The sequence below is a fragment of the Peribacillus sp. N1 genome (assembly GCF_054600815.1).
Genome location: NZ_BAAHZO010000005.1, coordinates 451,381 through 475,011 on the forward strand (window position 1 = coordinate 451,381; position 23,631 = coordinate 475,011).

General features: G+C 42.9%; 21 protein-coding genes and 1 pseudogene. 11 read left to right on the forward strand and 11 right to left on the reverse strand.

Going from position 1 to position 23,631, the window contains the following annotated elements; translation table 11 throughout:
• Positions 1-4 precede the first annotated feature (4 nt).
• The 6 genes from nikB to ACYP5M_RS20685 all read left to right on the forward strand — a co-directional run bounded on the left by nikB (position 5) and on the right by ACYP5M_RS20685 (position 5,832).
• Positions 5-925: a nickel ABC transporter permease gene (gene nikB, locus ACYP5M_RS20660; RefSeq protein ID WP_101224404.1), complete on the forward strand. Its 921-nt coding sequence runs from the start codon at positions 5-7 to the stop codon at positions 923-925.
• Between the two features lie 12 nt (positions 926-937).
• Positions 938-1,960 carry an ABC transporter ATP-binding protein gene (locus ACYP5M_RS20665; protein WP_397314223.1) on the forward strand — a complete coding sequence of 341 codons (1,023 nt, stop codon included), beginning with the start codon at positions 938-940 and terminating at the stop codon, positions 1,958-1,960.
• 2 nt (positions 1,961-1,962) lie between these two features.
• Positions 1,963-2,949 (forward strand): ABC transporter ATP-binding protein, encoded by a 987-nt coding sequence (locus ACYP5M_RS20670; RefSeq protein WP_260356752.1) that lies wholly within the window; start codon positions 1,963-1,965, stop codon positions 2,947-2,949.
• 88 nt (positions 2,950-3,037) lie between these two features.
• Positions 3,038-3,805, forward strand: a complete 768-nt coding sequence (locus ACYP5M_RS20675; protein WP_434168647.1) for a sensor histidine kinase — start codon at positions 3,038-3,040, stop codon at positions 3,803-3,805.
• Positions 3,802-4,500, forward strand: a complete 699-nt coding sequence (locus ACYP5M_RS20680; protein ID WP_101224408.1) for a response regulator transcription factor — start codon at positions 3,802-3,804, stop codon at positions 4,498-4,500. Before ACYP5M_RS20675 ends, ACYP5M_RS20680 begins: the two co-directional genes overlap by 4 nt.
• A 3-nt stretch (positions 4,501-4,503) precedes the next feature.
• A complete protein-coding gene (locus ACYP5M_RS20685; protein ID WP_459735472.1) occupies positions 4,504-5,832 on the forward strand; it encodes a sodium:solute symporter family transporter in 1,329 nt (442 codons plus the stop codon).
• A 281-nt stretch (positions 5,833-6,113) separates the two neighbouring features.
• Here the strand turns inward: ACYP5M_RS20685 and ACYP5M_RS20690 are convergent, their stop codons facing one another.
• The gene (locus ACYP5M_RS20690; RefSeq protein ID WP_459735473.1) at positions 6,114-6,701 is read right to left on the reverse strand and encodes an NAD(P)H-dependent oxidoreductase; all 588 of its coding nucleotides are present in this window, start codon (positions 6,699-6,701) and stop codon (positions 6,114-6,116) included.
• Positions 6,702-6,821: 120 nt separating this feature from the next.
• Here ACYP5M_RS20690 and ACYP5M_RS20695 point away from each other — a divergent pair, with 120 nt between their 5' ends.
• Entirely contained in the window at positions 6,822-7,250 is a 429-nt protein-coding gene (locus ACYP5M_RS20695) for a MarR family winged helix-turn-helix transcriptional regulator (protein WP_230177115.1), read from the forward strand.
• A gap of 83 nt (positions 7,251-7,333) precedes the next feature.
• Here the strand turns inward: ACYP5M_RS20695 and ACYP5M_RS20700 are convergent, their stop codons facing one another.
• Both ACYP5M_RS20700 and ACYP5M_RS20705 read right to left on the reverse strand, forming a co-directional pair.
• Positions 7,334-8,791, reverse strand: a complete 1,458-nt coding sequence (locus ACYP5M_RS20700) for a protein adenylyltransferase SelO (protein ID WP_459735474.1) — start codon at positions 8,789-8,791, stop codon at positions 7,334-7,336.
• A gap of 290 nt (positions 8,792-9,081) precedes the next feature.
• On the reverse strand, positions 9,082-9,423 hold the full coding sequence (locus ACYP5M_RS20705) for a hypothetical protein (RefSeq protein WP_459735475.1): 342 nt from the start codon (positions 9,421-9,423) through the stop codon (positions 9,082-9,084).
• Between the two features lie 860 nt (positions 9,424-10,283).
• Between ACYP5M_RS20705 and ACYP5M_RS20710 the strand changes: the two genes are divergently transcribed.
• A complete protein-coding gene (locus ACYP5M_RS20710) occupies positions 10,284-10,979 on the forward strand; it encodes an FHA domain-containing protein (protein WP_459735476.1) in 696 nt (231 codons plus the stop codon).
• Between the two features lie 96 nt (positions 10,980-11,075).
• Here ACYP5M_RS20710 and ACYP5M_RS20715 read toward each other — a convergent pair whose 3' ends face one another.
• From ACYP5M_RS20715 to ACYP5M_RS20725, 3 genes are all read right to left on the reverse strand, one after another.
• Positions 11,076-12,878, reverse strand: a complete 1,803-nt coding sequence (locus ACYP5M_RS20715; protein ID WP_459735477.1) for a hypothetical protein — start codon at positions 12,876-12,878, stop codon at positions 11,076-11,078.
• Positions 12,879-13,679: 801 nt separating this feature from the next.
• On the reverse strand, positions 13,680-14,645 hold the full coding sequence (locus ACYP5M_RS20720; RefSeq protein ID WP_459735484.1) for a quinone oxidoreductase family protein: 966 nt from the start codon (positions 14,643-14,645) through the stop codon (positions 13,680-13,682).
• Positions 14,646-14,760: 115 nt separating this feature from the next.
• Entirely contained in the window at positions 14,761-14,907 is a 147-nt protein-coding gene (locus tag ACYP5M_RS20725) for a hypothetical protein (protein ID WP_100298038.1), read from the reverse strand.
• A 170-nt stretch (positions 14,908-15,077) separates the two neighbouring features.
• Between ACYP5M_RS20725 and ACYP5M_RS20730 the strand changes: the two genes are divergently transcribed.
• Positions 15,078-15,602 carry a GNAT family N-acetyltransferase gene (locus ACYP5M_RS20730; protein ID WP_402940677.1) on the forward strand — a complete coding sequence of 175 codons (525 nt, stop codon included), beginning with the start codon at positions 15,078-15,080 and terminating at the stop codon, positions 15,600-15,602.
• Positions 15,603-16,148: 546 nt separating this feature from the next.
• On the opposite strand, the gene ACYP5M_RS20735 is transcribed toward ACYP5M_RS20730, so the two are convergent.
• Complete coding sequence (locus tag ACYP5M_RS20735; RefSeq protein WP_434168641.1) at positions 16,149-16,979, reverse strand: STAS domain-containing protein; 831 nt, start codon at positions 16,977-16,979, stop codon at positions 16,149-16,151.
• A gap of 128 nt (positions 16,980-17,107) precedes the next feature.
• Positions 17,108-17,539 (reverse strand): Lrp/AsnC family transcriptional regulator, encoded by a 432-nt coding sequence (locus ACYP5M_RS20740; protein ID WP_101224419.1) that lies wholly within the window; start codon positions 17,537-17,539, stop codon positions 17,108-17,110.
• Positions 17,540-17,688: 149 nt separating this feature from the next.
• Here ACYP5M_RS20740 and ACYP5M_RS20745 point away from each other — a divergent pair, with 149 nt between their 5' ends.
• On the forward strand, positions 17,689-18,273 hold the full coding sequence (locus tag ACYP5M_RS20745; protein ID WP_434168640.1) for a DJ-1/PfpI family protein: 585 nt from the start codon (positions 17,689-17,691) through the stop codon (positions 18,271-18,273).
• 187 nt (positions 18,274-18,460) lie between these two features.
• On the opposite strand, the gene ACYP5M_RS20750 is transcribed toward ACYP5M_RS20745, so the two are convergent.
• From ACYP5M_RS20750 to ACYP5M_RS20760, 3 genes are all read right to left on the reverse strand, one after another.
• Complete coding sequence (locus ACYP5M_RS20750; protein ID WP_434168639.1) at positions 18,461-20,443, reverse strand: hydantoinase B/oxoprolinase family protein; 1,983 nt, start codon at positions 20,441-20,443, stop codon at positions 18,461-18,463.
• Positions 20,444-20,459: 16 nt separating this feature from the next.
• A complete protein-coding gene (locus tag ACYP5M_RS20755) occupies positions 20,460-22,499 on the reverse strand; it encodes a hydantoinase/oxoprolinase family protein (protein ID WP_459735478.1) in 2,040 nt (679 codons plus the stop codon).
• Between the two features lie 485 nt (positions 22,500-22,984).
• On the reverse strand, positions 22,985-23,155 hold the full coding sequence (locus ACYP5M_RS20760) for a hypothetical protein (protein ID WP_157831108.1): 171 nt from the start codon (positions 23,153-23,155) through the stop codon (positions 22,985-22,987).
• Between the two features lie 321 nt (positions 23,156-23,476).
• On the opposite strand from ACYP5M_RS20760, the pseudogene ACYP5M_RS20765 reads away from it, so the two are divergent.
• Positions 23,477-23,631, forward strand: a pseudogene (locus tag ACYP5M_RS20765) (DUF1641 domain-containing protein); the annotation flags it as partial.

Sequence of the window (23,631 nt, forward strand, 5' to 3'; positions counted from 1 at the left end):
GAAAATGTTCGTATTCATTATCCGACGGGTACTTCAAACGATACCGGTTTTACTGGGTGTAAGTCTTGTTGTTTTCCTCATCATGCAAATGGTCCCGGGAGACCCGGCAACACTGCTTGCAGGTGAAGGAGCGACTAAAGAAACGATTGAATCACTGCGTCATGAGCTTGGATTGGATCGTCCAATCCTCTATCAGTACGTTGACTATGTCCTTCATGCCGTTCAAGGTGACTTTGGAGAATCACTCCGCAGCAGCCGCCCTGTTTTGGACGAAATCATGGTCCGCTTGCCCATCACCCTTGAACTGGCACTTGCCAGCATTTTCATAACCGTTGTGCTTGGAATGATCGCAGGAATCATCTCGGCTACCAAGCAATACTCGGCAGCTGACATTTCCATCATGATCGTTGCTTTATTGGGAATCTCGTTACCTAGTTTTTGGCTGGGCCTCATGCTTATCTACTTCTTTTCCGTGAACCTTCATTTGTTTCCGGTTTCAGGTTGGGGAACTTTCAGCCACATGGTTCTCCCAGCCATAACCCTTGGGGCCGGCGGTGCGGCCATCGTTGCCAGGATGACCAGGTCGAGCATGCTTGAAGTCGTTCGCCAGGACTACATCCGGACCGCGAGAGCCAAGGGATTAAAAGAATATATCATCATTTATAAACACGGCTTGAAAAATGCGCTTATCCCCGTCATTACCGTAGTTGGCCTCCAGTTCGGTGCACTCCTTGGCGGTACGGTATTGACAGAGTCCGTTTTTGCCATCAATGGACTTGGGAGATTGATAGTCGATGCAATCAGAACGAGGGATTTGCCGATGGTCCAAGGCGGGGTCCTCATCGCTTCCGTTATCTTCGTATTCATGAATTTAGCGGTGGATGTCCTCTATCGATACTTTAACAAAAGAATAGACTTGAACTAAGGAGGTATGATGATGAAACAGGATGATGATAAAATACTGGAGGTAAAAAATCTGCAGACACACTTTTTCACTGATGAAGGAACGAGTAAGGCAGTCAATGGAATTAGTTTCTCCCTCAATAAAGGGGAAACGCTCGGAATCGTCGGAGAGTCGGGAAGCGGGAAAAGCATAACATCACTATCATTGTTAAGGCTCATTCCATCGCCACCCGGTAAGATTGCCGGTGGCAGCATCCTTTTTAAAGGGGAGGATCTGCTTACGAAGTCTGAAAAACAGATGCGGTCCATACGCGGTAATGAAATTTCGATGATATTTCAGGAGCCGATGACATCACTGAATCCCGTATATACAGCGGGCGAGCAAATTGCAGAAGCGATCAGGCTCCATCAAAAGCTGGGAAAAAAGGAAGCATGGAATAAAGCGGTCGACATGCTTCGGCTCGTCGGGATCCCCTCACCTGAAAAAAGGGCAAAACAGGAGCCGCATGAGCTAAGCGGCGGAATGAGGCAAAGGGTCATGATTGCCATGGCACTTGCCTGCCATCCTGAGGTTTTAATAGCGGATGAACCGACAACAGCACTGGATGTGACGATCCAAGCCCAAATTCTCGAACTGATCAAGACGCTGCAAAAGGATTTCGGGACTGCTGTCATTTTGATTACTCATGATTTGGGAGTCGTATACGAAACCTGTGATCGGGTTGCTGTCATGTACGCAGGGAAAATCGTTGAATACACTTTGGCCAAGGAAATATTCACAAACCCAAAACATCCTTACACAATCGGTTTATTAAACTCCCTTCCGCGTCTTGACATGGACCAGGAAGAACTGACTACAATTCCAGGGACCGTTCCAAGTCCTTACAACATGCCCAAGGGATGCAGCTTCGCTCCCCGCTGTGCACATGCGAAGAGCATTTGTGAACAAGCCGTACCGGATCTCCAGGCTATCGGCCCAAGCACCGAGGTCAGCTGCTGGATGTTCACCCCCCAATGGGAGAAGGAATATGACGCTCAAGAGAAGGTAGGGGTTTAATGATGGGTGTACCAGCTGCAGAGAAAAAGGTTCTGCTTAAAGTGAATCAATTGAAACAGTATTTTCCGATCAAGGGTGGATTTTTCGGAAGAACCATCAATCATGTAAAAGCCGTTGATGACATTACCTTCGATATCAAACAGGGTGAAACCTTAAGCATAGTCGGTGAATCCGGCTGCGGAAAATCGACTACCGGAAGGGCAATCCTTAGATTGGATGAACCGACAAGCGGGAGCATTCACTTTCAGGACAGGGATTTACTGAGTTTAGGAAAAAAAGAAATGAGGCGTACCAGGAAGGATCTGCAAGTTATTTTTCAAGATCCATTTGCCTCCCTTAACCCGAGACAGACTATCGGCCAAATTCTCGGAGAAGCTTTAGCGATACAAAATGTAGTCCCTAAAGAAAAACGAAAGAGCAGGATCGAAGAATTATTGGGACATGTAGGGCTGAGACCTGAATCCATGGAAAGATACCCGCATGAATTCAGCGGCGGCCAGAGACAGCGGATCGGCATTGCGCGGGCTCTGGCAGTGGATCCAAAATTGATCATATGTGACGAAGCAGTTTCTGCACTGGATGTCTCCATTCAAGCGCAAGTGCTGAATTTATTAAAATCCTTACAGCGCCAGTTCGACCTTACCTTTCTTTTCATATCACATGATTTAGGTGTGGTCAGACATATCTCGGATCGGGTGATGGTCATGTATCTCGGAAAGATAGTCGAGATAGCCGATAAAAAGTCCATTTTCGAACAGCCCCAGCATCCATATACAAGGGCATTGCTATCGGCCATCCCAGTACCGAATCCTGTGCATGAAAGAGAACGGATCCTATTGACGGGTGATGTCCCCTCACCCATAGACCCTCCAAACGGCTGCCGCTTCCATACACGGTGCCCTTTCGTACAGGATATCTGCAAAACACAGCTACCCGAACTGAAACAATCTGCACAAAATCATCAAGTCGCTTGTCACATTGTGTCATAAGCTGTAGATTTCCGGAGGGGTCTTTAGTATGATACTAATAAACAGAATAATTCAAGTTATTTAAAAATATAACCAGCAGAGGTTCTCCATGCTAAGTTACGAGGGATTCACCTTAATTATCATGCTCTTCATTTTAGCTCCCATCATGGGAGCTATCGCTCTTTTATTTCTATTCATATTCGAGAAAAGGATCGACCTTCTTGAAAATAAAAACAAAGAGATCCGCCTGGAGCAAGCACTGCAAGAAGCACAATATAATAAATTGAACCAGCAAATCCAGCCACACTTTTTGTTTAATACACTAAATGTCATATTGGGCTTGGCCCGCCTGAACAGGACGGCTGAATTGATACGGGCCTTGGAGGCATTTTCGCAATTCCTGAAATTCAAATATAAAGCATCAGAACCATTGATCCCCCTTTCCCAGGAAATTCAGTATACCCAGCATTATCTCGACATCCAGACCCTTCGCTTCGGTGATCGGCTCAAGATTGACATGGATTGCCCGGAACCATTAGCAACCGCACTTGTTCCCCCCTTCATTCTTCAGACATTGGTGGAGAATTCGTTTAAACACGGTTTGGAAAAAAAAGTGGGTGAAGCCCTGCTGCATATCCGGTTTTATCTGGAATCGCAGATGGTGTATCTGGAAGTGGCGGATAATGGGTTAATGGGAAAGGAACCATTCGCTACGGACGAAGGCGGCCATGGCCTGGATAATATCCAAAAGCGCTTATATTTGTATTTCAATGATCGTGCACAATTGAATATAGCTTCTACTGATTCGGGAACTAAGGTAGAGGTATCATGGCCACTGGTTTTTGATAAGAAATCGGAGGAGGCGGAGCCGGAATGAATGTATTATTAGTTGATGACGAACCATTGGTCCTTGAACAAATGGAATATATGATTCAGTCCATATACCCTTTTTGGAAGTTTCATAAAGCTGCTGATGCCTGTCAGGCACTGACCCTCAACCAAAATCATAAAATCAACCTCGCTTTCCTTGATATTAACCTGCCGGGGCGATCGGGTCTTGAATTTGGTGAAGACCTAAGGGCATTAAACAAAGAGGTCGAAATCATCATGGTGACCGCGCATCAAAGTTTCGATTATGCCCAGCAATCCATCAGGATAGGCGTGGTTGATTATTTAACGAAACCTGTAATAGAAAGTGATTTGCATAAAGTCCTGGCCAAGTATGACAAAAGGGAATCTTCCCATAACTATTCAACCCTTATTCACCATTCGCTTTCATTCATTCATGAAAACTATGCCGAAAAACTCTCCCTTTCGGACATCGCCCGTGAAGTGCATACCAATCCGACTTATTTAAGCAGGAAATTCCATGAAGAAGTCGGCACTTCGTTTTCGGAATATTTAATGCACTATAGAATAAAGGCCGCAAAAAGGACCTTAACCAATAACACCAGCTGGAGCATATCAGACGTCGCTGAAAAATCGGGTTTCAATAGCCAGCATTATTTCAGCACTTTATTCCGGAAGATAGAGGGAATCACGCCAAAGGAGTTCCGCGAGAAAGGAAAATGAACATTGCGATCACGTACATTTCAAGAATACGTACAAGGCCCCATTCAAATCGGGATGGGATTAGGGATCATCTCCCTCCTGGCACGCTGGGTGACAGGAACCACGATATTATCCTCCCCCGAATCGATGGTGAAGTATGGAGTTTTCGGAGGGATCGGATACGCCCTGATGGGAGCGATCGCCCTGTTCATGTTCAGCTTCATCGGGAAGAGGGTCCGGCAGGACTTCCCCATGGGCTTGACCATTGGGGACTATTTAAAAGCCCGGCTCAATCCCCTCGGATATTGGATATTGATCGTGATTCTGGTCATAACCAGCTTACACATTTTATTCATTCAGGGAATGGCTGCGTCCACCCTATGTCAGTTTCTTTTCGATACGCCACTCTATGTCGGGCTGTTCTTTTTTTTCGGTTTCTGTGTCCTTTATGCTGGATTCGGCGGGTTAAAGCTCATTCATGGATTCGCAGCTTTTCAAGTCGTCTTCATGTTTGCCGCGGTTATATTAATCCCCTTATACTTTTTCGTCAAGGAAGGGATTCAGCCCGTTTATGATGGAATCCGTTTATACCATCCATACATGCTCGTAATCAATAAATATGATCTATGGAGTTTTCTTTTTGCAGGGCTTCTAGTCGGGTTCGGCCAGTTTTTCTTTGACCTGACATCATGGCAGCGATTATTCATGATAGAAATGAAAAAGGTTCGATTGACATTCTCTTTATCCGGCCTTATATGGATCATATTCCCGCTCTCCTTTTCATCCCTGTTCATCATGGTTATCTTTACGGGCGGCTTCACTGATATACACTCGATTCTGGCTGGATTGGCAAACAAAATAACGACACCATTCTTTTTCATCCTTTTTGTGCTCTGCGCTTTCAGTGCAATCACCTCAACATTCGGTGCCTGCCTGCATTCATTGGTAAGCCTGATCGTAGCCAATATTCTTGAACCATTACAAACAAAAAAAAGCGACCAGCAAAAAATAAGGATGGCCTGCCTGCTTTCAATCTGTGTTGGAGGATTGGTTTTCATTGCTACACTCTTCTATTCCCCCAACCTATTGGAGCTCTTATTTTACTCAGGCAACATATACTCGGCATTACTTGCACCAATCCTTGTTATCGTATTCAGCAAAGGGAAAGTCGCTGACTACATACCGATAAGCGCGGTCCTGGCCATTGTCGCTTCATACATCATCCAGCCTTATGTAAGTGAATTCCAAAGCATATGGTTCAGCGGATTAGCTTCATTTACGATCCTAGTGATTTGTATGATCCTTACGCTTATCAAGAACAAATGGATATCCGTGAAAACAAAACGGGATTGATTGCGAAGCTGCACGGCAAAGTGGTTGCATAACAAACTATGTAATCTGATACACGTAAATAGATAAAAAAAGAAAGGTCGCCGACATAAAGTCCCAACCCAATGTTGATTGGAACTCCTGCGGGAAAAACGTGTCCAAGGGAGACCCCGCAGGCGTAAAGAGCGCCGAGGATGCTTCCGGACCGCCCACGGAAAGCGAGTGCCTGGGGGGGAAATCAAAAAAGCAAATCAGGTTCATAGTAAAATATACAAATCAAGTGCCCCTATCAATCACGTAAAAACTTAGACTGCCACCTTTCTGAAATACCGATAAACCTTCTCTAGCTTTTGGCTTTGTTTCCCCTTTGGACTTTCCATATTTCCGAATTCAAAAAATTTCACTTTTTTGATTCCGACAAAATTGAATAGTGCTCTTTTCATCAATATTTTATGCGCATCATTCAACCAGAGAAGCGGATACTTTGCAGGTCCCTTCATCGTGGACACACATACGACCGACTTTCCTTTCAGTAGGCCTTCCGGGAACAATCCCTTTTTGTCCCTGTAGGCAAAATTCGCAGAAAATAATTGATCAATGTATCCCATCAGCATTGCTGGAGGCCTCCCCCACCAGATTGGATAGACAAAGACAATCTGGTCGGCCCAGGTAATCTGATTTCTATATTTTTCAAGCTGAGGATCACGATGCATATCACGCCTTCGTTTATGCTCATTGAACTCCAAGATCGGATTGAAGCCCTCATCATATAAATCCAAGACCTGAATCCCTTTTATGTTAGGGTTCTCCTGACTTCCTTGAATGACTTTTTCTAAAAAAGAATGGCTTAAGCTTTTATGATTTGGATATGTGTAGATGACCAGCATGTTCATGACGTACCCCCTATTTACTTATCATTTGATAACAATCATATTACACCCCCTTTTTTGTTGTCAAATGATAATTGTATTTTGATAACACTTTTGTTATCTTCTCAGTAAGAGGTGAAAGTTATGGACAAAAAAGCTCTTTTTGAAAAAATGGTCACATTTACGACTTCCGTACATCAAGTCACACACGAATTGACACAAAACGCCAAATCCGATTCCATCACGCCGGTACAATATAAAATTCTTGAATATATAACAGTCAGTCAGCCTGTCACACCAAGTGAAATCAGTGACTGTCAGCATATCTCCATGCCTAACACGAGCCGTGAACTGAAAAAATTAAGCGAAAAGAATTTAATTGAAAAAATAAGTGATTCGGAAGATAGACGGAAACAATACATCCGCCTTTCCAAAGAGGGGGAAATGATGATGAACGAGGCTTTTGCAATCGTAGAATCCCGTTTCCAAAGCCGGCTGCAACATGCATCGAAGGAAGATTTAGCGGAAATTGACCGTGCCCTGGACATTCTTCAAACAAAACTTTTTTACTAATGAATACACAAAAAGGCTCCCGCAATTGAAGCTGACAAAGAATCGACTTCAATCGCGGGAGCTGCTTCATACATGTTTCATAATCAGGTGCCGCAAAAAGTTCGGTAAGGTTTTGTTGACAAAGGCAGTGCGGCGTATTCAGCTTGTTCCTCGCAGTGTGCATAAGGATTTGCAAGAACATCCAATAGCCGTTCCATCACGCTATAGTCCCCTTGCTCCACTGCCGCTTCCAACGCTTCTTCCACCCGGTGGTTCCGTGGGATCACTGCAGGATTGCTGTTCTGCATCAACTGATTCGAAGATTCTTTCGATTCCTTCTGCCTGCCCAGTCTCGCCTTCCAAAGCTCTTGCCACTGAGCGAATTCCGGTGTCCCGAAAAGGACCGTATCCTCCACTTTATCAAAGGTCAAGGCACGGAAGGTATTAGTATAGTCGGCACCATGCTTTTTCATCATACTGAGGATGCCATTAATAAGCGCTTCATCCTGAGTCTCTTCGTTGAATATCCCCAGTTTCGACCTCATTCCCGCTAACCAATTAGAATGATATAGATCATTAAAAACGGAAATCTTATCTTGGGCCAAAGTAACGGCCTGATCTTGGTCATCATGCAACAGCGGCAATAGGGATTCAGCGAATCGCGCAAGATTCCAACCTCCAATAACAGGTTGGTTACCATAGGCATAGCGGCCTTGTCTATCAATTGAACTGAATACCGTTGCAGGGTCATAGGCATCCATGAAGGCGCAAGGTCCATAATCGATGGTTTCCCCGCTAATCGTCATGTTGTCGGTGTTCATCACCCCATGAATGAAGCCAACCAGCTGCCATTGGGCAATGAGCTCAGCCTGACGCTTGACCACTTCCTGCAGCAGCAAAAGATAACGGTTTTCATCGGATTCAATGTCTGGAAAATGACGCTTAATGGCATAGTCGGCAAGTGTCCGGAGTTCCTCGATCGTGCCCCATTTTGCAGCGAATTGAAAAGTGCCGACACGAAGATGACTCGAAGCCACACGAGTCATGATGGCACCAGGCAGCCCAGTTTCACGGATTACCGTTTCACCGGTCGTCACCACTGCCAGACTCCGGGTGGTAGGAATGCCGAGCCCGTGCATCGCCTCACTGATGATGTATTCGCGCAGCATCGGTCCAAGTGCAGCCCGGCCATCGCCCCCGCGGGAGTATGGCGTTCTTCCTGGACCCTTCAGCTGGATATCGACCCTCTCGCCTTCGGGCAAGACCTGTTCGCCAAGCAATATCGCCCGGCCGTCCCCTAACATGTTAAAATGACCGAATTGATGCCCAGCATATGCTTGAGCAAGCGGCGAAGCACCTTCGGGAATCTCATTTCCCGCAAATACCGCCACACCATCTTCGCTTTGCAGCGACTTAACGTCCAAACCAAGAGAATCCGCCAAACGTTCATTTAGAATGATCAACTCCGGTGAATGTACAGGAGTCGGGTTCGTGCTCGTGAAAAACTTTTCCGGAAGACGCGCATAGCTATTGTCTAAATTCCATCCTGTTTCATTAGTCATGGTTTCTCCTTTTCTTACTTTGACTTTTGTATAAATGTTCTTTCTCTCAAGATTCATATTAAAACACGCGGTATAACTCAGTTGCAGTCCATATTAATGTCTACTTCTGCCAATTAATTATACCGTTTCTGCATTAAAATGGCTCTTATAAAGTCGTTTTAAATCCATGGCGCCCCGGGATTTCATAGTACGATTGTGTGAAAATATCCTCATCGGTTCCCTTTAAATATCAGCTTCCGTTTTACACTTGTGAAGCGGTTTAGCTCCCGTACAGATTTTAAGAATCTGTTTTATTCATTATTAAGAACATCTTCATTTATATTAATAATCGCAGTATGCTTCCCGCTACTTAAAACTATTTTGATGATTCCTTCTCCTGACATTGATTCAAATGCACGAATTGTATCTCCTTTTATTTTTTCAGAGTATACCTTTTCTCCCGTTGAATCGATTACTATATATTCTAATTCACTACCAGTTTGATCTATGTAAATTGTATTCTTTTCTTTTAAAGTAGTTCTGATTTCTAGCGTTTTCTTTTTATGAATATAGCCAGAGACACTCATATCAGCCACTAATTCTTTCGAGTTTTTAATATATGATGTATTAATTTCAAGTCCATCACGTGCCATTGTTCATGAATCAGTATAAACATTCATTAAGATTAGTCCAAACAGCAAGGATCCTATTAGCACTATTAATTTTTTCATAATTAAAATCTCCTATCTCATTTTTTCAATCATGATATGAATACTCACTTTAGTGGCCTCGTTCAATATTACCCGCATTACTAACCGGGAAAATTGCATCTCGCTCAGAACTCCATCTCCTCCTCAAGCAATATTACTACAATTACGGCTGATATAGGTATATTTTATTATAAAACCTATTTTTTATGATAAAAATAACAATTTCATATGCCAATAGTTATAATTTCATTATGAAACATTATGCATCAAAAAAGCCTGCCATTGATTCGGCAGGCTTGTTTCTTTTCTTCTTATTGGTTCCGTCCTCCACCCATTCAAAGGTAGTCTTAATTCAGTAAAGTCAGGCTGATAAAGGCAATGCCAAATATACAGTACAGAATGAGGGTAAAGGGCTGGGGAAAAATAATATATACGATCATACTAATGATCATCAGCAGGATGCTGAAGGCATTTATCCTATCTCTCCACATACTCACCTTTGGTCAACTCCTTTTCCACAAGCGTAAGGTACATTTTCATCGCAAACTTCTTCCGGTGCTGAGGAAGTACTTCTCCCACAGTCAAAGCGAACATCAGCAAAAATAGAGTTTCTTCTTCATCCTTCGTTCCTCTTTGTTATAATGGCTGTGTGCCTAATTTGGATTTTTTTCATTTTTCGTTAGTAAGTAAGCGACTGATAATTTATAATTATAAAATTGAACCCACTAAACAGCCATGTAGCCAAAATGATAAATTCATGAAAATAATTTAAATTTTCAGATTTTTTAAGGGGTATGAAGTGAATGATCTATAAAACTTTCAAGGTTGTATTGAGAACCATGCACAAAGGCCAAACCGAGGAATTCGCCTATGTATTTGAAGGGAAAATCCTGCTGATCGGACGAGCAAGCCAGCACTCCAAAGCTGATTTCAGGCTTTACAATGACTTTGTTTCCAGGGAACATTGCCGGATTTATATGGAGGAAGGGCAGCTCCTCATTGAGGATTTGGCAAGCAAACACGGCACCTCCGTAAACCAGATGCCGCTCGTACCGGGCAATCCATGTCACATTGAACCGGGGGATTCGATTACTTTGGTCAATGGATTGATTGAATTCATAATCTCCATCGACAACGATTTAACAATGGATTTCACGCCGGTGAACCCCGAGTTCCTGCAAACCGTCGCTATCAATGAGCACCTTCAGACTGTAATCATCAATGAAGAAGCACCCATTAAAATGCCGACCAAGGAATTCAATTGCTTTAAGCTCCTTTATGAAAATTTGGACAATCTTATTTCAAAGGAAGAAATTGTTCAGCAAGTCTGGCCAGAACGAGTCGGTGATCCCGAGCAAATTGTGACGGCAGAGGAAATCGCTTCACTTCTGTACCGCGTGCGGAAACGGTTAAATGGGCACTTTGCAATAAAAGCCGTCATTCAAAAGGGATATTATATGGAATCCATCCATTCATTCAATTTATCGGACTTATCATGACAATCATTCGAAAACATGAAAAAAGCATTGCGGATGACAATGCTTTTTTTCATGCTTATATTGGAGATGGCCAGTTTATATGTCCACGATCCATTATCATTTCCTTGGCAAATCCAGATTAGTGAATTCATCGACTGGAACGATGTCTTCTTCCATATCCATCACCTTCAGCACAACCCTGTCTCCTACATTCGTCAACACAATATCAGATAGCGCGTTGACACCAGGGTCCACCGAGAACCTCTTGGCATTGCCTTCGACGATTAAATGGAAGACGTATCCATTTGAAAGATTGGCATCATTGATCCTTAATACCTTCCCTTTTATTTCTTTCATCTCAAAACCTTTTTGAGGCGTCACACCGCTGACTTTCCCTAAAGAGGCAATCAGCTTTTTATAATTACGGAAAGCTTCGTCTTTAGTTTTCCCAAAGACCACTTGGGGATTATCGCTATTTGCGTAAACGATCGCCACACCCTGGAACTTGCTGCCCTTTGTAACTGGAATGACATAAGTGGGAGCACCGTAAATCGTATAGAAAATTCCATTAGTGGCTTTCCAGCCTGGATATTTAGACAAAAACTCACTCGCATTGGCGTTGGATTTTGCTTCCTTTCCTGTCAGAACGGACGTGACGCCTTTAAAGTACGTCATTTCACCGGTCTTGGCATTGAAAACACCATAACCTACAAGAGTTTTGGAGTTGCCTTTTGATTTAGCCCGGGTAAAGTCCACTACATAAATCAATTCGCCTTTTTCGTTAAACGTAACTTGCATATTATCCTCATTAGGAATCAGGACATCTTTCTTCGGTCCAATCAAGGACTGGTTTTTCCACCCGTGAACATATTTTCCCCAGTAAGTCCAATATTCCAGGGCTGTTTCCAATGTGAATGTCCGATCTACCCATTTAGGTTCTTTTCCTTTTGGATAGTATCTCGTGTCACCCGTTTCCGGATTAACCAATACCACCCCGTCCACCACGGGACCGCTGCGGTATTTCAAATAATGTCCGACTGAAGCTACGAAGAAGGGCTTTCCATCTTCGTTCGGTTCCAAATATGAATCATGGATGATTTTATTCGGATATGCCTTGCGGATGGTCCTTTCCAAATCATGATCGAGGTACTGTGAGGGAGCATACAGCATCTTCCCTTTGACAGTACTTGCCCCTTTATCCGTCGATACGGCGGAAATCAGATTATAACCTGGCGTGTATTCCGCTTTCCCGGCTTTTAAAAACCCGTCCATTTCAATGGGTGATGTATAAGCCAATTCATCATTGATATTGGTCAGACGGTATTCGCCTTCAGTGAAATATGATGCATTTTCTATTCTATTAATCGCTGCATCACCTTTTGCGTCAGCCATTTTCACTGTAACAAGCGGCATGGTTTTTATATCTTGAATTTCTTCCAGCTCTTTTTTCTTATCGACCTTCGCCAATCCATGCAGATCTGCGGCAAAAGTGAGCGGGTAAAACAGCATGATGACCCATGCGGCAATCAACACGACACCCATCAAGCTGTTGAAATGTACGTTCCAAGGTGTTTTAGGCTGCTTTGCCGCTTCATTTCCACTCCGATTCCGTCGGGTACCTAAAGATTCACTGGCACTGTACATAAACAATCTTGAATCGATGATGAGAATGAGCCCGAGAATAATGGCAAAACACGAAAAGAATGCAGCGGCAGTAAGATCCAGCAGCATGATATCGATAACGAAAAACAATACGGCAGCAGAAACTAAAAGTCTCAGCACTTGTTCAATGAAAAAAGGTATATCTTTTTTGGTGATTGCGTTTGTCCATCTCTGCGGAATCAAGGAAAGTCCCAATATGGCAAATGGCATTTTCATTAAAATTCCTTTTAAGATGAAACCGAGTAGTGAAAGTATCATGGTTTGAAATGTCTCTCCTTGTCATGTATGTTTCCATTTACCCATTTTATCACTTTTGTGCAACTAATTTACTATTTTTTTAATATAGCGAAATAACGTCAAAATACTTCCAAAACTATTTACCCCAACGATGCTACTTTTACCGATTTAATGTTTATATAGACTCTATAAAAGGATGGATGCCAAAGGGGACGAAGCCTTATGATTTATGAAGAAACTTACCAATACCTATTAAGGAATGTATCTTCCACTGAATTCGATACGTGATTGTATGCATTGCTCCACAGTGATTGGGACGGGGTCATTCAGAGCCCGCTTCATATGATGGCCCGGGAGTCAGAACGACAGAAAAGTACTTAAGGCAGATCATCCATATATTCACCGCACCACAAGGATCACTAAAAAAAGTGTTTGTCTCTCATTACCTAATCCTGCTATTCATAAGTTTTCCAAGGGAACGGGTCCGTTCTCTTTTTTTGCTTGTAACGAACGCCTGTGGATTGAAGAATGACGATTGTTGTTTGGTGATTGGCCCATTGTGGATTTCTCCTCTGAATTCGCGTGTTGCATATGGATCTTGTGGATAAGCCAACTTGGTCATCAAGTTGTTTTGACAGCAGGTCATAACCCCTGTAAGGACAAGGACATTTATCTGTAGTTATTCTAAGGGTAGAATGGGTCTATAATAAGGAACTTAAAAAGGTTCTGATTCATCAGTATGAATAAGGTATTGAATGTGACAGGACGCTATACGGGTAAAAGAAATGGGCCCCCATTTAGAATGGAAAGACCCATGACCTGTTATGGTATTAATAATATTTTCCCCGAACTCTTCCGGCTTTCAAGAAGTCTATGCGCATCCGCCCCATTTTCCAACGAAAAAAGAGTCGGTTTTTTGATGTGGATTTCCCCTGACAGAATCCATTGGAATAGCTCTGCTGTTCTTCTTGTCCGTTCTTCATGAGTAGTCAGGACGTTCCAAAGGTCACCACCAATTAATGCCTTGGATGTATCCATTAACATTCTCGGGTCGATTTTTTCTGGATCACCGCCTGCCATCCCAAAAAATACAACAGTTCCTCCAGTCTTAGTCGCACTGAAACTATCCATCAAGGTTTGACCCACTGATTCATAAACAACATCAACGCCTTTACCACCGGTTATATCCTTAATGGAATCCACCCAGTCCGATTCGTAAAGGATAACATGATCCGCACCTATTTGTTTGGCAACAGCCGCTTTATCATTCGATGAGGTCAAGCCAATGACCTGACCGCCCTTCATCCTGATCATCTGTGTCAGTAATTGACCGACTCCCCCTGCAGCGGCATGGACCAGAATGGTTTCCCCTTTTTTAACTGGATGGCTGTCATGAGTTAAATATTGGGCAGTCAATCCTTGAAGTAAAACGGAAGCGGCCGTTTCAAAGGAAATGCCCTCAGGCAGCGGTAAAAGTTTATCAGCTGGAACTGAAACCAGCTCCGCGTTGGCATGGGGAACATCAGCGAACCCGACGCGATCACCCACTTTCACATGACGGACATCTTCCCCGACATATTCGATGACCCCTGCTCCTTCATACCCTAGAATGAATGGGGGATCACCCACCAAATGATAATTCCCTTTCCTTCTATATACATCAGCAAAATTCAATCCGATTGCTTTCATTCGAACGATCACGGCTGATTTTGAATGTTCAGGTTCTGCAATTTCCCTTACAGACAGAACTTCCGGCCCGCCGAAATCATCAAAGACAAGTGCTTTCATCATCCTAACTCCCTCCAATGGTTCTTCATTATTTAAGATATAGGATGAACCCTTTGATGGCAAGAAACACAAATGACCGCCCTGCCCTTAAAGGCTAGAGCGGTCACTAGGTTACTCAATCTGTATTGGAGCCAGGACCGTTCTTTCGTTTATTCGCAGAGTATTCTTTACCGTGGGCTTCATGTTCTGCAATGATATCCGCTTTCGGAATATGGTTATTCTTTTTCGGTGAAGCGATACGGTTGCGGTGTTTTTTTCCCATGATCTATCTCCCCTTCATTAATGCTTTTTTAGGTTGAACTGTTTAATGCATCTAACGTTTTTAGCTTGTCCGATTATCACCGAAATCACCAGAAAATTAGGCACTTCATAATAAAGGAAAAACCTTCGTGGAGCCCGAATAGATAGAAAACTGATATAGGAGGAGAAAAAATGTTTCCTTTATTGAACACGGAAAGGTTACGCTTACGGGAAATTCATGAAAGTGATGCGGAAGCTCTTTTCCAATGTTTATCAAAAGATGAAGTCACCCGCTTTTATGGCCAGGACTCATTGGAAAATGTCGAACAGGCGAAGGATATTGTAGCATCTTTTGCGAAAAACCATCGTGAAAAACGAGCCATAAGATGGGGAATTGAAAGAAAAGATACGCAGGAATTGATTGGCACCATCGGTTTTCATGCCCACAGTCCCAAATACAGACGAGCGGAAATCGGTTATGAAATTCATCCTTCACATTGGCGCAAAGGATTTGTGTCAGAAGCGCTTAAAGAAATTATCGCTTACGGTTTCAACGACCTTGATTTAACCCGCATCGGCGCGGTCGTTTTTCTGGAAAACCAGCCATCAAGTGCGCTCTTACTTAAGCTGGGCTTCATTCGGGAAGGAATATTAAGGAGTTATATTTACCAAAACGGTATCCCTCATGATACATATGTCTATTCCTTGCTGAAGTGAAACCAACCTTCTTTGGAAGGTTGCATAGAAGAAATTGGCGAAACTCCTGCCGATAACTGGCTAGACGAGACCTGCTAGATGCTTGCTTTGATGAGGGCTTGGCAACAATCGGGAGCGGGATTTAATGCGTGGACCGCAAGACAAATGCTCCGGAATCCGAAGTAGAGTCGAATAAATTTGTGAACGGTCGAATAAACTGCCGGGTAGGTCGAATAACTCCTTCAACGGTCGAATAAACTGCTGGGTAGGTCGAATAACTCCTTCAACGGTCGAATAAACTGCTGGGTAGGTCGAATAAAGTCTCCGGCGGAGATCAAATGGAATTTTTCCAGAAAAAACTGTAGGCAAACTGGATTTTCTTGAATTTATCAACAATTGGGGGTTCGGAATAGATTCACTCTGAAACCAAGATTCAGTTCTTTTCGGAGCATCTGTTCCCATTCCATATACTTATTCGGATATGATAAAACAGCAAATAAATTACCTTAATATCCCAAATTACCCACAAAAAAAAGTCACCAAAACATGGCGACTCCACTTCACGATTTAGGTGACTACAAGATAGTCCTTCAAGGCCTGCTGCAGTGTACCCTTTGTTTCTGCTTTATTATCGAGCTGAATTCCTGAACGGATCATTTTCGTAACAACCTCTGGGCGTAATCCAGTCACCACAGCTTTACACCCCATCATTGCCGTACCATCGAGGATTTTCATCAAATCATTGATCATTTCAACTTCCATTTCGATGATACCGGACAAATCCAAGATCAAGGTCTGTATCCGCAGTTTACCTATCTCCATCAATACTTTTTCTTCGATTATCTGTATTCGTGAATAATCGATTGTCCCGATTAAAGGAAGGACACAGGTGGTGGAAGTGACGGGAATGATTGGGACGGATAGATTTTCCACCAAGTTTTGCTGAGCGAGAATCAATTTGTCTTTATAATCGGAGTAACTGACGAAAAAGGATTTAAGAAAAACATCAACACTTTCATTCACTTTTTTCTCTAATTCAAAAAAGACCTTGGAATCCTCAATAAACGCTTTCTTATCTTGTTCAAACTTATAAAGAAAGGTCCAAAGCGTTCTGCGAAGGGCTTGAATCCATTCCAGCTTGAATGAAAGCGTCAAGGAGTGGGTTGCCCACGTAACTCCCTCTTTTTCGGCAAAGGCAATCATATCCGTTTCATTATGTTCCACTATATATCGAATGAGCTTATGTGCATTATTCAAAAGGTCGACATTTCCAATCAGTAAAATTTCTTCGATTTTATCCCTGACATTGACCGCTGCTGATAAAAGATATTCTTCAAACTCACTTTTATTCTGCAAAAGGAATTCCATTATTTTATCTTCCTCATAAACAAAACTCACTCTCTCCACTCCCTTTTTGAACATCCAACTGTGATTTTTGTTACTATTTACTTTCTATATTGGTGGAGTTTTTTCCTGCTAATTGGTCATATATTAAAAAGTTGGCAAGTAAATGGGTTAAAGCCGGTTTAGATCTCATCTCCTGAAAAAACATTTTTCGATGCGGAAGAGAATATCAGGTGGGTGGACGATTTCCCATATTTAATGGCTTCATCGACGAAGTCTTCCAACGTTTCCATGGAAAATGTACTTATTTTAATAAGATAACTGTATTGACCGGCTAACCGGTGGCATTCCAGAACTTCCGGATGGTTCAAGCTGAATTGATAAAAGTCTTTGCATCGATCCGTTTCGAATAATATGAATGCCGTTATGCTTCTATCAAGTTTTTCAAGGGATATTTCTGTTTTATAACCTTTAATCACTCCGCTTTCCTCTAATTTATTCACACGTTCTTTCGTTGCTGGAGCCGTTAAGGAAACTTCATGTGCCAGTTCTTTCATGGACATACGACCATTATTCTCCAGTAAGGAAAGTATTTTTTTGTCCGTTCGATCCAATTCAATCACCCCTACTTTTTTTATAAACCGATTCCTTTCAAATACATTATAAAATAAATATAAAAGGAATGATTACGTAATTAATCGTATGTATTAGGGGATTTGCTTTTTATATAATTAATTCAAATATAAACAAGGGGGACACTGCTATGAAAAAAGTATTGCTGCTGCTATCCAATGGATTCGAAGCGGTTGAAGCAAGTGTGTTTACAGATGTATTGGGATGGAATAAATTAGAGGGTGATGGCACCACAGACCTGGTTACGGTGGGACTTCACGAACAATTGAAATGCACATGGAATTTCATCGTGCAGCCCGAACTGACCCTCGATCAAGTGAACCTGGATGACTTCGATGCTTTGGCCATTCCAGGAGGTTTTGAAGAAGCCGGTTTTTATGAGGATGCCTATGATCAGAGGTTTCTTGATGTGATCAAGCATTTTCATAATAAGAACAAAATCATAGCAACCATTTGTGTAGGTTCTCTCCCACTAGGAATAAGCGGGATATTGAAGGGAAGAAAAGCCACAACATACAACCATCCAACCAGTAAGAGACAGAGGCAGCTAAAAGATTTTGGTGCGATTGTCGTAAACGAACCGATTGTCGTTACGGACAATATCATTACTTCCTACAATCCATCCACAGCTTTCGATGTTGCCTTTACGCTCTTGGAAATGCTCACTTCAAGAGATAATTGTGAACATGTGAAGGAATTGATGGGTTTCCATTAAGAATGTCTTAGGAACCTATACAATTTGGATGTTGATTTCCGGTCCAGGCGCTCGCATTCCGCAGGCAGTCGGCGGAAAGGGAGCCGAATTTCTGAAATCATCTAAATCTTTTTTTAAAGGAAAAAACTGCAGGCAAACTCGTTTTCTTCGAGTTCGTCTGCAGTCTAAGGTTCCTAATGTTTTCACGTTACTTCCAATATGCCAACGAACGGGTTTTCATGGATTCACGGAACTGTTTCGTTGATTCTGGCAGGACTTTATTCGTTGCATAATCGATGATGACACCATACTGGCGAATGACATCGAGACTATCCAGCTCTCCATTGCCGAATTTATCTTCCACGCTTTGTATGTTTTCCTCAAGCCATTGTTTGCGGTTGTTTTTGATATACGACCTAGCTTGTTTCGTTGCTTCAAGATCTATTTCGAATAAATCGAGATCTTTATCTATTTCCTTGATCACGACTCCATAATCTTTTTTAGCTCGCTCAATTGAAACATACTCATCGATAACATCTTCCAAAACAGCTTCGGGACTTCTTTCAAGCGGATCTCCCAGTCCCCCGCCCCCAGCGGATGGGCGCACAAAGGAATCTCCTTGCTTCACTTTTACATTTGAGAAAATCGCACCTAAATATCGTTCGTCTTCCTTGCCCGGATTCAGCCATGCTCCATGCGGGGAAGAAGGAAGCCCACCAAAAATTCCCCATGTTATTGAACGGGAACGGTCACAGCAATAGGACATGACCGTGTTTTTGACATTGGTGAGTGTACCTCCCTTTTCTACACCGCACCCGCCGCGGTATTTACCCGGCCCGGCAGAGTCGGTAATGATTTCATGCTTCATCGTCACGACAGGCGACAATCTTTCTTGCCCTTCGCAAGGCTGTACGCTGAGTCCCAAACCGAATGTCGGGGAGGTGGCGTTTACACCGTCCCGATCATTGCGGCCTCCATGACCGCCTGCCATCCAGTCGTACCACATGAAGTATTTATCCTGCTCCTGGCGTTGATCCCAACCGCCGATTAGTAAATACTCCAGGTTAAATGAGCATGCGATCGCTCTTTCCGGCATGATGTTGGACCAGAGTTCGAAGCACGCACTCATGATTTTTTCATAGGCCCCTGAACAAAAACCGGTTACGGCAATCGGTGCAGGGGCATTGACGACGGAGTTTTCCGGCAGTTCGATCTTCACCACTCTGTAAAAGCCGGAGTTCAGGGGTATTTCAGGAAAGAATGTCTTGGTTCCTGAGTATGCTGCCGATAAAGATGCCCCGAAACCAGCATTCAAAAAGCAGCCGATATAAGAATGCGATCCAGAAAGATCATATAGGATCTCGTCATCCGTGATGGTCATTTTAACCCGGATCGGAATCAGTCCGTCTCCGGCTTCAGGATCCATATCAATATAATCAACGGTCTCCCAGGTTCCATTCGGTAAAGCCGCAACCTTGGCCCTTGCCAAACGCTCCACATAATTCTGCACTTCCGAAAAGGCGGACAAAGTCGTATCGATTCCATACTTCTCGATGATGGCAAACAACTGGCGCTCGCCTACCTTGGCCGCTTCCACTTGAGCACGTAAATCGCCGACACGTTCTTCAGGGACGCGCATGTTCAAAGCGAGCACATTGACAACATCTTTTAAAAATGTTCCTTTACTATAAATCCTAAGCGGCGGAATCCTTACCCCCTCGCCGAAATGTTCCTTGGCATTGATATCAAAGGAGCCAGGTGTCGATCCCCCCATGTCGGCCCAGTGACCATTCGTCTGCATGAACGCAATGAGCTTGTTCTCATGGAAGACAGGCAAGAGGACGCGTGTGTCATTGAAATGAGTGCCGCCTCGATACGGGTCATTGACCAAGAATACATCCCCAGGATGGATATCATCTTCGAAGTCCTCTATTACCGCCTTTGCCGTTAGATGCAATGTTCCTACATGGACCGAAATATCCTGCGTCCCTTGCATGACTGTATTTCCTTCTGCATCACAAAGAGCACAGCTGAAATCCCGATTATAAATGACGAAGGAATAGCATGTCCGAAGGATTTGTTCCGCCATCTGGTCTACAAGGTTAACGAAGCCATTTTTTATCACTTCAAATGTCACCGGATCTAAACCTGTTCCAACTCCAGTTTGGTCAACTAACTGTTTATTCGACAATGAAATCCACCTCTTTTTATTTATTTTGGGAAAGAATCAAGTTTCTGTATTTATCAACTTTTGCCGTGAAATTTGGTGGTATGACAGTAGTTGTATCAAGCTGGTCCACTATGGCAGGGCCCGTGATTTCAGAAAAGGCCGGAATGAGTTCCCGGTTATAGACGTTCGTATTCACATATCCCTCTTCTTCAAAATAGACATCACGCGTTTCCTTCAAGGCATCGGCAAGTGTGCCTCCAGGTTCATAAGTCGGGAATTCAGGTTTTGGTACAGTTCCGATAGCCGTAACGAGCAGTCCGTAAATTTCCACGGTCTGTTCTTTATCGGAGAAAGAAAATTCGCGTTCATGCTCTTGATGGAAACGTTCAAGGGTCTCTTCCAAAGAAGAAATCGGGCAATCGACTTCTATCGCCAATGAACGCCACTGTCCCATATACCTCATGTCAATATATCTCATCAATGTGGAAGCTTCTTTAGCGACTCCTTCTTCTTGCAATAACTCCGCGGCCTCTTTTTCCATTCCGATGAATTCTTTCTTTAAATCTTTTAACGATACATCCTTGACGTTTTTGACATAGGTTTTGGATATATCATGACGAACATCGACCAACAGGCATCCCATTGCGGCGGCTACACCCGGATGCGGCGGGATGATGACGGTCGGGATTTCCATTTCCTTGGCCAGGTACGCTCCATGCAAGGGCCCAGCCCCGCCGAAAGCCACAAGTGCAAAGTCGCGAGGGTCGTATCCCCGTCTGACTGAAATCAGCCTTAGAGCATCACACATATTGGCATTGGCCACCCGTGTGATGGCGTTCGCTGCTTCTTCAATCGTATAATCAAATTTCTTGGCGATCTTATCCACGACTTCAATCGCTTTTTGTTTATCCAGTTCCATTTGTCCATCCAATAGTTTGGTGCCAAGTCGTCCCAAGACAATATTGGCATCGGAATTGGTCGGTTCTACGCCGCCCCTGCTATAGCAAGCAGGTCCAGGAACAGCCCCTGCACTTTGAGGGCCATTGCGTAAAGAACCTCCTTCATCCACCCAAGCTAAGCTTCCGCCTCCTGCTCCTATCGTCAAGATTTCAATACTTGGGAAGCCTATCGGATATCCATATTCGATATACCAATCTTTCGTAATTCGTAAATCACCTTCATGCATCAAGGAAATATCGGTGCTCGTCCCCCCCATATCCAGCCCAATGGCATTATTAAAGCCGCAAAGCTGGGCGATATGTTTACTGGCAATCGCACCTGCAGCGATGCCGGAGCTTGCAAGTCTTGCTGCATAACGGGGAACGGTTTGGGATGTCATTACCCCTCCGCCGGAGTGAAGCACTAATATGTCATCTTCATATCCCCGTTTAGTCATTTCACCTTCAAGGGTTTTAATATATTTGCTGACAGTCGGTCCTAAAACCGCATTGACAATCGTCGTACTCATGCGCTCATGCTCAAAAATCTCAGGAAGGACTTCACTTGAAATGCATATATAAACATCCGGGAGTTCCTCCTTGATGATTCGTTTCACTTTCGCCTCATTGCTTCCATTTACATATGAGTTCATGAAACAAACCGCAATCGATTCGGTACCGCGTCTTTTTAATTTCCTTGCCAGTGACCGTACTTCCTCTTCATTGATTTCCGTCAAGACATTCCCTGCAAAGTCGATGCGTTCTTCCACTTCAAAACGATCTCTTCTTTGGATATACGGTTTGGCTACATCATCATATGTATCCCATAACTCAAGCTTGGTTCCTCGGCGGATTTCCGATACATCCCGAAATCCAGCTGATGTAATCAATGCTGTCTTTGGCAATTTTCTTTCAATCAAGGCATTGGTGCCTACTGTTGTACCATGGGAAAAAACTTTAATATTTTCACAATCTATTTCCGCTTTCGCAATTCCATCCAAAATACCGACCTCTGGATTCAAAGGAGTCGACGACGTTTTCGTAATTGAAATTTCCTTCGTACTTTCATCAAAAACGAACACATCCGTAAAAGTTCCGCCTACATCAATTGCGAGCCTAGTTTGCTTCGTACCTATCATATAACTCCCACCCCTGCTACAAGATTTAAAATACTTTATCCCTTTTGACATTGCCTTGCGCCACTTGCACCGATTAATAGAACTGTGTGAAAGAGTATCAGCCAGCCGCTGGATTTTCTTACGCCAAAAACGGAACAAGATGAATGATGAAATAAAAAAAAACCAGTCATATCAATAAGAAATAATTGATATAACTGGTTTTTGATCTAGGTTTAGCTTCGCAGGGCGGCGAAGTCTATTAGATTCGACAGTTATTTATAGATTCATCTTTTAAATCACCGAGTCCATTTTAGACGATGGCAGAGTAGAATTTCTAGAAAAAACTACTTGTTTACACCATGGCTATATACTTTATCTTACGTCAATTCACGATAAAGTCAAGGGTACTTTTAGAATATTTAAACAACTATAGTTTGTGAATTAAGAGTGGGATTTATTACAAAAATAAGTAAGCATAACTGTTTCGCTATGCTTACACAACAATATTAATTATCAGGTGTTACCGATGTGCCTTCCTCACTGTTTTTGAGGTAAACTTCAGAAATTCCATTCATACCTTCCGATAGTTGCGCTTTGGTATATTCCATACTGCCAACCAGTTTATGAAGCTTCTTATCATTATTCTCTTCTGTAAGTTTAGATTCTGAATCAGTCACATTTTTTCACCTCCATCATTTAGGATGGCAAATCAAGATGGAAATATGTATGACAGGCTTCGATGTTAGACCCCCTCTTAAAGTCCATTATAGGTAAATAACGGTAACTCTCATTGCAATCTGTACATCAAATAAGCAGGAAAAGATTATTTTATGAATCTTTTTTAAAAAATCAGCTGTTTTCAAGCCACTAAAGGGATATACTATAGGATAGCATTTATTACATTTTTGTTAGTATTTTTTCTGGTCACACATTGTGTAATATTTTACAAGTTTTTCTATTTACCTCAACAAAATGCTTATTGCAAAGGAGAATTGGATATGTCAGAAACGATTACCCAATCACAAACTGAACAACTTAATGCCCGCCAAAAACAATTAGATGTACTGGACCAATTATTAAAGCCTGAGGTTCAGGAATCATTGAACACTTTAGTTGAGCAGTTACCAAAACTGACTGAGTTAGTGAATATTTT

Excerpts from the sequence above, each read along its gene's own strand:
- ACYP5M_RS20675 (WP_434168647.1), top strand. The coding sequence starts at position 3,038 with ATGCTAAGTTACGAGGGATTCACCTTAATTATCATGCTCTTCATTTTA.
- ACYP5M_RS20680 (WP_101224408.1), top strand. The coding sequence starts at position 3,802 with ATGAATGTATTATTAGTTGATGACGAACCATTGGTCCTTGAACAAATG.
- ACYP5M_RS20705 (WP_459735475.1), bottom strand. The coding sequence starts at position 9,423 with ATGGCACGTGATGGACTTGAAATTAATACATCATATATTAAAAACTCG.
- ACYP5M_RS20745 (WP_434168640.1), top strand. The coding sequence starts at position 17,689 with ATGAAAAAAGTATTGCTGCTGCTATCCAATGGATTCGAAGCGGTTGAA.
- ACYP5M_RS20700 (WP_459735474.1), bottom strand. The coding sequence starts at position 8,791 with ATGACTAATGAAACAGGATGGAATTTAGACAATAGCTATGCGCGTCTT.
- ACYP5M_RS20730 (WP_402940677.1), top strand. The coding sequence starts at position 15,078 with ATGTTTCCTTTATTGAACACGGAAAGGTTACGCTTACGGGAAATTCAT.
- ACYP5M_RS20695 (WP_230177115.1), top strand. The coding sequence starts at position 6,822 with ATGGACAAAAAAGCTCTTTTTGAAAAAATGGTCACATTTACGACTTCC.
- ACYP5M_RS20690 (WP_459735473.1), bottom strand. The coding sequence starts at position 6,701 with ATGAACATGCTGGTCATCTACACATATCCAAATCATAAAAGCTTAAGC.
- ACYP5M_RS20665 (WP_397314223.1), top strand. The coding sequence starts at position 938 with ATGAAACAGGATGATGATAAAATACTGGAGGTAAAAAATCTGCAGACA.
- nikB (WP_101224404.1), top strand. The coding sequence starts at position 5 with ATGTTCGTATTCATTATCCGACGGGTACTTCAAACGATACCGGTTTTA.
- ACYP5M_RS20715 (WP_459735477.1), bottom strand. The coding sequence starts at position 12,878 with ATGATACTTTCACTACTCGGTTTCATCTTAAAAGGAATTTTAATGAAA.
- ACYP5M_RS20710 (WP_459735476.1), top strand. The coding sequence starts at position 10,284 with ATGATCTATAAAACTTTCAAGGTTGTATTGAGAACCATGCACAAAGGC.
- ACYP5M_RS20720 (WP_459735484.1), bottom strand. The coding sequence starts at position 14,645 with ATGAAAGCACTTGTCTTTGATGATTTCGGCGGGCCGGAAGTTCTGTCT.
- ACYP5M_RS20725 (WP_100298038.1), bottom strand. The coding sequence starts at position 14,907 with ATGGGAAAAAAACACCGCAACCGTATCGCTTCACCGAAAAAGAATAAC.
- ACYP5M_RS20755 (WP_459735478.1), bottom strand. The coding sequence starts at position 22,499 with ATGATAGGTACGAAGCAAACTAGGCTCGCAATTGATGTAGGCGGAACT.
- ACYP5M_RS20670 (WP_260356752.1), top strand. The coding sequence starts at position 1,963 with ATGGGTGTACCAGCTGCAGAGAAAAAGGTTCTGCTTAAAGTGAATCAA.